The sequence below is a fragment of the Rathayibacter sp. VKM Ac-2760 genome (genome assembly GCF_009834185.1).
GTDB lineage: Bacteria > Actinomycetota > Actinomycetes > Actinomycetales > Microbacteriaceae > Rathayibacter.
On record NZ_CP047173.1, the window covers coordinates 3,931,544 to 3,943,296 of the forward strand.

Sequence of the window (11,753 nt, forward strand, 5' to 3'; positions counted from 1 at the left end):
TCAGGACACCGTGAACACCCCTCCGCGCACCAGCACCACCGCCACTGCCACGACCGCCGTCTTCCCCTGGATCGGGCTGCTGACGCTCGCCGGCGCCGTCTTCGTGTCGGTGACCAGCGAGTTCCTGCCGACCGGCCTGATCCCGGACATGTCGCGGGACCTCGGCGTGAGCATCCCGCTGACCGGGCAGCTGGTGACGATCTTCGCGGCGACCGTCGTGATCGCGACGACCCCGCTGACGCTCGTGACGCAGCGGTTCTCGCGGAAGAGCCTCCTGCTCGTCGCGCTGTGCACGATCGCCGTCGCGAACGTGCTGGCCGCGCTCGCGCCGACGTTCGCGCTGCTGGTCGGCGCGCGCATCCTCGGCGGGCTCGCGCACGGGCTGTTCTGGGCGATCGTCGCCGCCTACTCCGCGCACCTCGTCGCTCCGGAGCACCTCGGCCGGGCGACGGCGATCACGGCCGGCGGCGGCTCGGCGGCGTTCGTGCTCGGCGTGCCCGTCGGCACGGCGCTCGGCCACGCGTTCGGCTGGCGGCCGACGTTCGCGATCCTCGGCGCGATCGTGCTGCTGCTGGCGCTGCTGGTCGTGAAGTTCCTGCCGGCGGTCGACCACAGCATCCCGCTGCGCACCGGGGAGATCCGGCTGCCCGCCCGCAAGGACCGCAGCCTGCCGCGCATCATCGGCGTCTGCGTCGTCATCCTGCTGGTGCTGATCGGGCAGAACACGCTCTCGACCTACATCACGCCGTGGCTCGAGAACGCGTCCTTCTCCTCCGACAGCGTGCCGCTGCTCCTCTTCGCCTTCGGCGGCGCGGGCGCGGTGGGGCTGGTCCTCGCCGGATTCGCGACCGACCGGTTCCCGCGCTCCGGCTTCGTGGTCGCGGCGATCGCCGTGGTGATCGCGCTGGTCGCGCTCGGGCTGGCGGCCGGGTCGCAGGCGGGCGTCGCGATCGTCGTCGCGGCGATCGTCTGGAACATCGCGTTCGGCGGCATCCCGGCGATGCTGCAGACCCGGATGCTGCGCACCTCGTCGTTCCAGCTGCGGAGCCTGGCGGCGGCGCTGCAGACGACGGCGTTCAACATCGGCATCGGCGGCGGCGCGATCGTCGGCGGGCTGACCATCGACCTGGCCGGCCTCGAGCTGCTGCCGTGGGTGGCGATCGTGATGATCGCGGTCGGACTCGTGGTGAGCCTGGTCGTGGAGGCGCGGGCGACGGCGGCCGTGCGGCGCGAGCAGTCCGCGGCGGTCCGCTAGAGCGAGGCGCCTCCTCCCGGCGGGCGATGACCTGGCCGACGAGTGCGGGATAGCGTGAAAGGCATGAGTCAGAGCACGATCCCCGTCCCCGGTCAGCCGTACTACGGCGCTCCCCCGGTCGCCGCGATCCGCCGCTACTTCTCGCAGTACGCGCGCTTCCGCGGCCGGGCGAGCCGCGCCGAGTACTGGTGGATCATCCTCACGGGCACCCTGGTGAATCTCGCGCTGCAGCTGATCGACGGCTCGGAGCTCGGGCTGCAGCTGTCGTTCACGCCGTTCCGCTCGGGTGAGCTGGACTTCGAGACGCCGTGGGTCGCCGTGCTGGCGGGAGTGATCGCGCTCGGCACGCTGGTGCCGTCGCTCGCGCTGATCTGGCGGCGGCTGCACGACGTGAACTACAGCGGGTTGTGGATCTTCGCGCTGTTCATCCCGATCGCGGGCGTGGTGTTCCTGCTGATCCTGTTCGTGCTGCCGCCGCGGCCGGAGGGGATGCGCTTCGACTGACGCGCGCGCGCCCTCCCGTACGGTGAGGGCGTGACTGCGCGCGGCAACGACTTCGACGCCCTGCGGCTGGCGGCGGCGCTGATGGTCGTCGTCGGGCACGGCGCGGTGCTGCTGGGCGAGCCGGCGCCGCGACTGCTCGGGCTGCCGGTGCACTCGCTCGGGGTCTCGGTGTTCTTCTGCGTCAGCGGCTTCCTGATCGCGGGGAGCATGGAGCGGGCGCCGAGCGCGGGGCGGTTCCTCTGGCACCGGGTGCTGCGGATCTTCCCGGCGCTGATCGTCGTGGTCGCGGTGAGCATGCTCGTGCTGGGGCCGCTGGTGACGACGCTGCCGGTCGGGGTGTACTTCTCGTCCGGGCAGACCTGGGCGTATGCGCTCAACGTGCCGCTGCTGGCGCAGTACGAGCTGCCGGGCGTCTTCGACTCGGCGGTGCACGCGCGGCCGGCGGTGAACGGGTCGCTGTGGACGCTCGGGGTGGAGTTCTGCTGCTACCTGGGGGTGCTGGCGCTGCGGTGGGTGCCGGGGCGGGGGCGGGCTCGCGGGGTGCTCGCGGTGGTGGCGCTCGTGGGGCTCGCGGTGGTGACCGGGATCGGCGGGGCGGTCGGGTCCTCCGCGGAGCTGTGCGCGTTCTTCGCGGCGGCCGCGGCGGTGCGGCTGCTGGTGCCGGCTCGATGGCTGCGCTGGCCGGCGGGTGTCGTGGCGCTCGCGGTGCTGCTCCTCGCGGCCGGGACTCCGCTGCAGCAGGTGGCGCTCTGGGTGGCGCTGCCGGTGCTCGTGATCGTGGTGGGCACCGGATCGCTGCCTTGGCTGCGGCAGGCGGCGCGATTCGGGGACTTCTCCTACGGGCTGTACCTGTGGAGCTACCCGGTGCAGCAGCTGGTGCTGGAGGTGCTGGGGCGGCTGCCGATGGCGGCGAACCTGGCGCTCGTCGTGGCGGTGACGCTCCTGCTCGCGGTGGCGTCGTGGTGGCTGGTGGAGCGGCCGGCGCTGCGGCTCAAGGACGCGCGACTGCCGGGGCGGGTCACCTCCGGCACGTGAAAACGCGTCGGGCACGCCGGAAACGGCGGATTCAGCGAGCCGAGGGCGATTCTGCGAGCCGGAGGTCCCCGGCGTCGAGCTCCGGCTCCCGAAACCGACTCCGGCACGCCGGAAACAGCAGATTCGACGAGCCGGAGGTGATTCTGCGAGCCGGAGGTCCCCGGCGTCGAGCTTCGGCTCGCGAAACCGACTCGGGCACGCCGGAAACAGCGGATTCAGCGAGCCGGAGGCGATTCTGCGAGCCGGAAGTCCCAGACGTCGAGCTTCGGCTCGCGAAACCGACTCGGGCACGCCGGAAACGGCGGATTCAGCGAGCCGGAGGCGATTCTGCGAGCCGGAAGTCCCAGACGTCGAGCTCCGGCTCGCGAAACCGACTCGGGCACGCCGGAAACAGCGGATTCGACGAGCCGGAGGTGATTCCGCGAGCCGGAGGTCCCCGGGCGTCTAGCTTCGGCTCGCGAAACCGACTCCGGCACGCCGGAAACAGCAGATTCGACGAGCCGGAGGTGATTCCGCGAGCCGGAGGTCCGGCGGCGCGAGGGCTGCAGACCCGACCTGCTGACGACGGCGGGTCTCGGTACGCCCCTGCGGGGCTACTCGACCAGCACGGGGAGGAACCGCCGCCGCGTTCTTTCGCCCACCATCCTCCGGGGCTACTCGACCAGCACGGGGAGGGCCTACGCGCACCAGTCGCGGGAGACGCCGTTGACGCTGCGGGAGGTGTCGCCGGTGCCGAGGTCGACCAGCACGGTCGAGGTGGCGCTGAAGCCGGGGACGTCGGGGTAGTCGTCGGGGACGCCCTCGACCGAGACGGCCTCGACGGCGGCGAACTGGCCGTTGGGCGAGAGGCAGATGCTGCGGATCCGGCCGGTCGGCGAGGTGCGGAAGATCTCGGTGGTGCCGCTCGCGTCGACGCGGACGACGGAGTACTGCACGGCGCCGGTGTCGGGCGAGTAGTCGGCCTCGAGCTCGAGGTAGCTCGTGGAGTCGAGGAGGAGGAGCTGCACGGGCGAGGTGGTCGGTCCGACGTCGGCGGGCGGCAGGGCGAGGGTCTCGACGGAGCCGTCGGCGAGGTCGATCACCGAGCCGGAGTCGGGGTCGGCGACGACGAGGCGGTTCGCGCCGGGGACGAAGCCGCGCAGCTCGGCGTGCTGGCCGAGGGGGCTGATCGAGCCGGGGGTCAGCAGGTCGACCAGCAGCACCGTGTCGTCGAGCGAGTGGGTGACGACGGAGGTGGTGCCGGGGACGAACATCCAGTCGGTCGCGCGCAGCGGCCCGCCGTCGATGCCGGTGATCGCGACCGCCTCCGCCTTCTGGTCGGTGAGGTCGTAGGCGTAGAGCGCGCGGTCGAGCGGGCCGCCGGGAGCTGCACCGGTGAAGGTCCAGCCGAGCACGCCCTTCTCGGGCGAGGCGTGCAGCTCGCGGACGACGCCGGGGCCGGGCAGCGGGATGACGCCCTCGGAGCCGGTGTCGAGGGTCAGCGTGCGGATGAGGGTGGTGTCGTCGGGCTCGAGCGTCACGACGACGAGCACGGGGCCGACGACGGCGTAGTCCTGGATCCGGTCGGCGGTGTAGAGGACGCGGGTCTCGCCGCCGGAGAGCGGGCGGACGCGGATCGCGTCGGGCTGGGCCGGGTCGTCGGCGGTGCGGTCGAGGGTGAAGAGGTCGGGGTTCTTGGTGGTGAAGGCGGCGGAGAGGTCGGACTCGGCGCCGGTCGCGGTGCCCTGCGCGTCGTCGATCGCGATCTCGTAGTCGGTGGCGTAGCGGAGGGTGTCGTCGAAGGTGACGGTGAGCACGCCGCCGTCGAGCTCGGCGCTGTGCGGGGTCTCGGGAGTGACGCGGACGCGGTCGAGGGCGTCCGGCTCGATCGCCTGGTCGAGGTGCACGCGGGCGCGGCCGCCGTCGCGCTCGACGACGCCGGCGGTGCTCACCTCGAGCGAGGCGACCCGCGGGCCCTTGCCGATCGTCGCGGCGGTCAGGCCGCCGACGGCGAGGACGAGGACGGCGGTGGCGCCCCAGAAGACCCTCGAGAAGCTGCGCTCCCCGCCCCTGCGCTCACGAGAAGGACGGCGCTCAGTAGACATACGGCATCGCCGGCTCGTCGATCGGGGTCACGACGTCGGGCTCGAGGACGACGGCCTCGGCGCTCGTGACGCTCGGGTTCGCGGCGAATCCGCCGGTCACCTCGAGCCACTTCCCCTCGGCGTAGGTGTCGGCCCAGCCCGGCTGGTGGATCGGCACGCCGACGGGCTGCGCGTCGACGGCGCAGCAGGTGACGATGAAGCGGGCGACGTAGAAGACGTTCTCGGGGTCGCTCGCGTCGGGGGTGACGAATCCGCTGACGGTCGCGGTGCGGCCGGCGAGGAACTGCTCGCTCGCGCCCTGGCGCAGGAGCGTCGCCCAGTCGCGGACGGTGAAGGACGCGGTGTCGCCGGTGGGCGCCTGGGCGGTGACGGAGGCGTCGACGGCGCTGGTGTTGACCTCGCGCTGGGTCGCGGTCGAGGCGGTGAGCGCGGCGGGCGGCACGACGAGCAGCGCGACGGCGGCGCAGGCGATCACCGCGAGGCTCCCGAGCGCGGCGAGCCCGGCGCGCCAGCGGCGGCGCGGGGCGTGCTCGTGGAGGTGGTCCTCCGCATGCCCGTCGTCCTCCTCCACCCCCGGCACGATCGCGAAAGCGCAGATCAGCAGCACCGCCGCGACGGCGGCGAGGATCACCGAGAACTCGAAGTAGCGCGGGTGGATGTAGAGGCCGAGGCGGCCGGTCGCCGCGAGCCAAAGCGTCGAGACGACGCCGATCAGGCTGAGGACGACGCCCTTCCAGCGGGCGAGCAGGCGCTCAGAGCGCATAGTTCACCGCCAGGCCGAGGACGGCGGCGCAGAGACCGACCAGCGCGGTGATCCGCACGAGGGTGCGCGCCGAGAACGTGGTGCGCAGCAGCGCGAGCATCTTGATGTCGATCATCGGGCCGAAGACGAGGAACGCGATGATGCCGCCGGGCAGGAACGTCGAGCCGAAGGAGAGCACGAAGAACGCGTCGACGTTGGAGCAGATCGAGATCACGAAGGCGAGCACCATCAGCGCGAGCACCGACCAGAGCGGGTCGCCGCCGAGGGTGGTCAGGACGTCGCGCGAGACGCCGACCTGGATGAGGCCGGCGATCGCGGCGCCGACGAAGAGGGCCGGCAGCATCGCTCCGGTCTCCTCTGCGAAGAGCAGCACGCTGCGGCGGGCCTTGGCGCGGACGGTGCGGGAGGGCCGCTCGCCCGCCTCGCAGGCGGCGCGGAACCGCGGGGTCAGCAGCGCCATCGGGTCGGTGTGCCGGCTGAAGATCCAGCCGACCAGGTTCGCGATGACGAAGCCGCCGACGATGCGCCAGACCAGGATCCCGTCGGCCCAGCCGAAGGCCTGGTAGGTGGTGATGATGGTGATCGGATTGACGATCGGCGCCGCGAGCAGGAACGTCATCGACTCCGAGACGGACAGGCCCTTCACGATCAGCCCGCGCGCGAGCGGCACGTTGCCGCACTCGCAGACCGGCAGCAGCACGCCGAGCAGCGAGATCACCAGGCGGCGCGGCAGGGCGCGCTTCGGCAGGATCCGCAGCAGCACCGCCTCCGGCACCCAGAGCTGCACGGCGATCGAGAGCACGATGCCGAGGAAGATGAACGGCAGCGACTCGATGACGACGCTGATCGCGAGGGTGAGGAAGTCGCGCACGGCGTCGGAGAGCACGTCGCCGGCGGCGTCGGGCGAGAGGACCCGGAGGAGCGCGGCGGCCGCGACGAGCGCGATGCCGAGGCCGATGCGGCGGGCGAGGACGGAGCGGTCGCCCGGGCGCGGAGCCGTGGCGCGCTCGGAGGTGGCGGTCGCCCTGTCGATCGTCATCCGGACCATCGTAGGCGGGCGGCCGTCAGCGCGCGCCGGGCACCGGCCGCCCGGGCAGCCAGCAGCGCACGGCGTCGCGGTAGCGCCGGAACTCGGCGCCGAACCGCGCCTCGAGGTCGGCCTCCTCGAGCGGGCGCACCGCGAAGTTCCAGACCAGCGAGCCCAGCAGCGCGTAGACCACGACCAGCCAGGAGGACAGCAGCAGCCCGACCGCGACGCCCTGGCCGATCCCCGCGACCGCCATCGGGTTGCGCACCCAGCGGTACGGGCCGGCGATCACGAGGCGGTTCGTCATCGCGACCGGCAGCGGGGTGCCGTCGCCGAGCAGCGACATCGTCGCCCCCGACCACAGCCCGAGCGCGCTCGCGAGCACGAGCAGCACGAGACCGGCGGCGCGCAGCGGCTCCGGGAACCCGACGGCGAGCCCCCACCGCGACTCCAGCGCGGCGATCACCAGCGGGATCACGACGAGCGCGCCGCCCCAGAACACCGCGATCTGCCCGAGCGTCGCCGCGAGGTGCGCGAGCGGTGTGCGACCGCGGGCGGCGAGCCGGAAGGCGAACGGCCCGGTCGCGAGCCAGCGCGTCGGGATGCGCCCGAGCGTCAGCAGGCAGAGCGCCGCGACCGAGCCGCCGGACGCCGCGAGCATCAGGAGGACGCCCCGGCCGGCCTCCCCTGTGACGGTGGCGATGGCAGCGAGCGCGACAGTGACGAGCAGGGTCCAGACGGTCGCGGTCCACGCCGCCCAGCGCACCCCGAGCGCCGCGAGGGCGGAGGCGCCGACGAACAGCGGCAGGTCGAGCACCGCGACCGGCACCGGATCGAGCGGGCCGAGCGTCGCCAGCCGCACCGCCGGGACGAGCGCGACCGCCGGCCACCAAACCGCCCCGCCAAGCGCCTGCACGGCGAAGTAGACGCGCCCCCACCGCCCGGCCGCCCCTCGATGCATGCCAGCAGGCTACGCCGCCCCCCAGGTCTGACCCCCGCCGCGAGATGCCACTTGTGCACGCGACACGCCGTGAAAACCGCGCACAAGTGGCATCTCGATGGCCGGAGAACGAAGTCGCCCCCGAATGTTCATCCGCCCCCTCTAGGGTGACGGCACTCAGGACCGGTCCGCCGGCGATGGACCGGATCCGCTTGCCGCGATCCCGCGAGGGGTGCCGGCCGGCAGTCGCCTCGCCCGTTCGCGGTCGCTCCCCCCAGGCCGCACGACCGCGGCTGGAGTCATCATGGCGCACCCCCTTCCCCCCACGCAGCACCTCTCCTTCGCGCACGGCAGCGGCGCTGTCGTCGGAATGCTCTCGACCTTCCCGCCGACCCGCTGCGGCCTCGCCACCTTCGCCCAGTCGCTCGGCGACGCCCTGACCGCGGAGCACGGCGCGACGATCCGCACCGTCCGCGTGATGGACGAGCTCGCCGTCCCCGGCTCGGCCGTCGGCCGGAGTGTCGTCGCCGAGCTCGTCGCGGGCGACCCGGCGAGCATCGCGCAGGCCGCGGCGGAGCTCAGCCGCAGCGACGTCGCGGTGATCCAGCACGAGTACGGCATCTACGGCGGCCCGGACGGCGACGAGGTCCTCGCGCTGATGGAGCAGCTCACGGTCCCGGCGATCGTCGTCCTGCACACCGTCCTCGAGACGCCCAGCGACAGCCAGCGCTCGGTGCTCGAGCGCGTCGCCGCCCTCGCCGACGCCGTCGTGGTGATGACGGCCGTCGCCGCGGACATCCTCGAGCGCCGCTACTCCGTCGACACCCGCAAGGTCGGCGTCATCGCCCACGGCGTCCCCGTCTGGACCGGCGCGGCCGACCGCGCGACGCCGAGCGCGAGCCCGCGGATCATCACCTGGGGCCTGATCGGCCCGGGCAAGGGCCTGGAGTGGGGCATCCGCGCCACGGCGCTGCTGCGCGACGCCGGCGTCGACGCGCACTACACGGTGTTCGGGCAGACGCACCCGAAGGTCGTCGCCTCGCACGGGGAGGCGTACCGGGAGTCGCTCGTCGCCGAGCTCGGGCTGGAGGACCACGTCGCGCTCGACGGCCGCTACCTCGACCCGGCGCAGCTCGCCGCCGCGGTGGCGGAGGCCGACGCCGTGCTGCTCCCCTACGACTCGCGCAACCAGGTCACCTCCGGAGTGCTGGTGGAGGCGCTGGCCGCCCGCCGCCCGATCGTCGCGACCGCGTTCCCGCACGCGCTCGAGCTGCTCACCGGCCACCGCGGCCGGACCGTCGCGCACGAGGACCCGGCCGCGATGGCCGACGCCCTGCGCGACGTGCTCGCCGGCACCACGGTCGCCACTCCCCATCTCGACGTGCTGTCCACCGCCCTCTCCTGGCCCGCCGCGGCCGGCCGCTACCTCGACCTGGTCGAGCGCCTGCGGGTGGAGCGGGCGGCGTGACGCTCCCCTACTCCCACCTCGACGCGCTCACGGACGCCGGCGGGCTCTTCGAGCACGCACTTCTCGACGTGCCGCGGCGCGAGCACGGCTACTGCGTCGACGACGTGGCGCGCGCGCTGATCGTCGTGGTGCAGGAGCCGGAGCAGTCGGAGGTGACGCGGCGGCTGACCGAGCAGTACCTGCGCTTCCTCGAGCGGGCGACCGCCGCCGACGGCTCGGTGCGCAACCGGGTCTCGGCCGAGGGCGAGTCGCCGGAGGAGCCGTCGCTCGGCGACTGGTGGGGCCGAGCCGTCTGGGCGGCCGGAGTCGTCGCAGCGCACGCGGAGCTGCCGCTCAGCCGGCACCGCGGGATGCGGCTGTTCCTGCGCCTCGCCGCGCGGCGCTCTCCGCACCTGCGCGCGATGACCTCCGCCGTACTCGGCGCCGTCGAGGTGCTCGAGGCGCATCCCGAGAGCGCCGCCGCGGCGCAGCTCGTCGCGGACGGCTCGGCGCTGCTGCACCACGCGCCGCTGCTGACGATCACCGAGGCCGACTGGCCCTGGCCCGAGCCGCGCCTGCGCTACGCGAACGGCTGCGTGCCGGAGGCGCTGCTCGCGGCCGGCGCGGCGCTCGGCGACCCCGTGCTGCTCAGCCGCGGCTTCCACCAGCTGGCGTTCCTGCTCGCGCTCGAGTCCGGTGAGAACGGCCTGTCGGTCTGCGGAGTCGCGGGCCGCGGCCCCGGCGAGACGGAAGCGCTCTTCGACCAGCAGCCGATCGAGGTCGCGGCGCTCGCGGCCGCCTGCGCCCGCGCGCTGACGATCGAGGAGGATCCGCTCTGGCGCGACGGCCTGGCCGCGTGCTGGGCCTGGTTCCGCGGGGTCAACGACTCCGGGACCGTGATGATCGACCCCGTCACCGGCGCCGGCTACGACGGCCTGACGCCGACCGGCCGCAACGAGAACCGGGGCGCGGAGTCGACCATCGCCGCCCTGCACACCTCGCTCGTCGTCCGCCGCGCGGAGCTCGCGCAGGCGGCGGCGTGACGCCTGTCCTGAGCGGCCTGCGGGTCGGCATGCTCGCGCCCGTCGCGTGGCGGACCCCACCGCGGCACTACGGGCCGTGGGAGCGGGTGGCGAGCCTCCTCACCGAGGGGCTCGTGCGCCGCGGTGTGGATGTGACGCTGTTCGCGACCGGCGACTCCGAGACCGCGGGCCGACTCTCGAGTGTCGTGCCGCAGGGCTACGCCGAGTCCGGCGCCGACGGCCGCGTGCAGGAGTCGCTGCACATCGCGCACGCGCTCGCCCGCTCCCGCGAGTTCGACCTCGTGCACAACCACCTCGACTGGCTGCCGCTCGCGCTCGCCGCGCAGTGGCCGGTGCCGCTCGTGACGACGGTGCACGGCTTCTCCGGCCCGGGCATCCTGCCCGCCTATCGCGAGGCGCTGCGGCACCCGCTGACCGCGAACCTGGTCTCGATCTCGGAGAGCGACCGCTCGCCCGAGCTCGACTACGTCGCGACCGTGCACCACGGCATCGACCTCGACGAGCTGCCGTTCTCCGCGTCCGGCGGCGACGACCTGGTGATCCTCGGTCGCATCCACCCCGACAAGGGCACGGCGGAGGCGGTGCGCATCGCCGCCGCGGCGGGCCTGCGCCTCGTGATCGCGGGCATCGTGCAGGACGAGCGCTACTGGCGCGAGGAGGTCGAGCTGCACGTCGACGGCGACCGGGTGGTCTACGCCGGCTCGGTCGGTCCGGCCGAGCGCGCGGCGCTGCTCGGCTCAGCAGCCGCGCTGCTGCACCCGATCGGCTTCGACGAGCCGTTCGGCCTCTCGGTGGTCGAGGCGATGGCCTGCGGCACCCCCGTGATCGCGTACCGGCGCGGGTCGATGCCCGAGATCGTCGACGAGGGCGTGACCGGCTTCGTCATCGGCTCCGTCGCGGAGGCGGCCGCCGCGGTCCCGCGCGCCCGCCGGCTCGACCGCGCGCTGGTCCGCGAGACGGCCGTCCGCCGCTTCGCCGTCGAGCGCATGGTCGACGACTACCTCCGGGTCTACGCGCGGGTGCTGGGGCGCTGACGCCCCTCGCGAGATGCCACTTGTGACGCGATTCCTCGGCGTGTCGAGCTCATACGTGGCATCTCGCGCGGAGTGTGTCGAGGTGCCTCCGATCGCGATCCGCCCGTACGCCGAGTCCGACGCCGTCGGAACCCTGGCCGTCTTCCTCGCCGCCGTCACCGAAACGGCCGCCGCCGACTACTCCCCCGAGCAGATCCGCGCCTGGGCCGGCGAGCGCGACGTCCCGACCTGGCACACCGCCATGCTGGCGCGGAACGCCTTCGTCGCGACCGTCGACGGCGAGCTGGCCGGCTTCTCGGACGTCAGCGCCGACGGCTGGATCGACATGATGTTCGTCGCCCCGCGCTTCCTCCGCCGCGGCGTCGCGACCCGCCTGCTCGCCGAGGCCGAGTCGCAGGCGCCGGACGCGCCGGAGCTGTCGGCGGACGTGAGCATCACTGCGCGCCCCTTCTTCGTGCGCCACGGCTTCGTCGCGATCGCCGAGCAGCACCCGGTGCGCGCCGGCGTGAAGCTGGTGAACTGGCGGATGGTGAAGCGGCGCGGGTGAAGCGCGGTGGCACCCCGTGCGGACGGGCCGGCTCGAGCGAACGGACAATCAGCGCCAGCCACGGTGCTCGTGCC

At 73.6% G+C, this 11,753-nt stretch carries 11 protein-coding genes; 7 read left to right on the forward strand and 4 right to left on the reverse strand.

The window, feature by feature from the left end; translation table 11 throughout:
- The first annotated feature begins 10 nt into the window (after positions 1 to 10).
- The 3 genes from GSU72_RS17990 to GSU72_RS18000 all read left to right on the forward strand — a co-directional run bounded on the left by GSU72_RS17990 (position 11) and on the right by GSU72_RS18000 (position 2,794).
- Positions 11 to 1,255: an MFS transporter gene (locus tag GSU72_RS17990; RefSeq protein ID WP_159986260.1), complete on the forward strand. Its 1,245-nt coding sequence runs from the start codon at positions 11 to 13 to the stop codon at positions 1,253 to 1,255.
- A 63-nt stretch (positions 1,256 to 1,318) separates the two neighbouring features.
- Complete coding sequence (locus GSU72_RS17995) at positions 1,319 to 1,759, forward strand: DUF805 domain-containing protein (RefSeq protein ID WP_159986261.1); 441 nt, start codon at positions 1,319 to 1,321, stop codon at positions 1,757 to 1,759.
- Between the two features lie 30 nt (positions 1,760 to 1,789).
- A complete protein-coding gene (locus GSU72_RS18000; protein WP_159986262.1) occupies positions 1,790 to 2,794 on the forward strand; it encodes an acyltransferase in 1,005 nt (334 codons plus the stop codon).
- 677 nt (positions 2,795 to 3,471) lie between these two features.
- Here GSU72_RS18000 and GSU72_RS18005 read toward each other — a convergent pair.
- From GSU72_RS18005 to GSU72_RS18020, 4 genes are read right to left on the reverse strand one after another with little or no spacing between them, the layout of a single operon-like run.
- Positions 3,472 to 4,878: a hypothetical protein gene (locus GSU72_RS18005; protein ID WP_159986263.1), complete on the reverse strand. Its 1,407-nt coding sequence runs from the start codon at positions 4,876 to 4,878 to the stop codon at positions 3,472 to 3,474.
- Positions 4,868 to 5,641, reverse strand: coding sequence for a TIGR03943 family protein (locus tag GSU72_RS18010; RefSeq protein ID WP_159986264.1), 774 nt, complete (start codon positions 5,639 to 5,641; stop codon positions 4,868 to 4,870). Before GSU72_RS18010 ends, GSU72_RS18005 begins: the two co-directional genes overlap by 11 nt.
- On the reverse strand, positions 5,631 to 6,680 hold the full coding sequence (locus GSU72_RS18015; protein WP_159986265.1) for a permease: 1,050 nt from the start codon (positions 6,678 to 6,680) through the stop codon (positions 5,631 to 5,633). Before GSU72_RS18015 ends, GSU72_RS18010 begins: the two co-directional genes overlap by 11 nt.
- A 25-nt stretch (positions 6,681 to 6,705) precedes the next feature.
- Positions 6,706 to 7,629 carry an isoprenylcysteine carboxylmethyltransferase family protein gene (locus tag GSU72_RS18020; RefSeq protein WP_159986266.1) on the reverse strand — a complete coding sequence of 308 codons (924 nt, stop codon included), beginning with the start codon at positions 7,627 to 7,629 and terminating at the stop codon, positions 6,706 to 6,708.
- 283 nt (positions 7,630 to 7,912) lie between these two features.
- Here GSU72_RS18020 and GSU72_RS18025 point away from each other — a divergent pair, with 283 nt between their 5' ends.
- From GSU72_RS18025 to GSU72_RS18040, 4 genes are all read left to right on the forward strand, one after another.
- On the forward strand, positions 7,913 to 9,076 hold the full coding sequence (locus tag GSU72_RS18025) for a glycosyltransferase (protein ID WP_159986267.1): 1,164 nt from the start codon (positions 7,913 to 7,915) through the stop codon (positions 9,074 to 9,076).
- Positions 9,073 to 10,098, forward strand: coding sequence for a glycosyltransferase (locus tag GSU72_RS18030; RefSeq protein WP_159986268.1), 1,026 nt, complete (start codon positions 9,073 to 9,075; stop codon positions 10,096 to 10,098). Before GSU72_RS18025 ends, GSU72_RS18030 begins: the two co-directional genes overlap by 4 nt.
- A complete protein-coding gene (locus GSU72_RS18035) occupies positions 10,095 to 11,132 on the forward strand; it encodes a glycosyltransferase family 4 protein (RefSeq protein WP_244255876.1) in 1,038 nt (345 codons plus the stop codon). The genes GSU72_RS18030 and GSU72_RS18035 overlap by 4 nt, the downstream gene beginning before the upstream one ends.
- 82 nt (positions 11,133 to 11,214) lie before the next feature.
- Positions 11,215 to 11,679: a GNAT family N-acetyltransferase gene (locus GSU72_RS18040; protein ID WP_244255877.1), complete on the forward strand. Its 465-nt coding sequence runs from the start codon at positions 11,215 to 11,217 to the stop codon at positions 11,677 to 11,679.
- Positions 11,680 to 11,753: the final 74 nt, after the last annotated feature.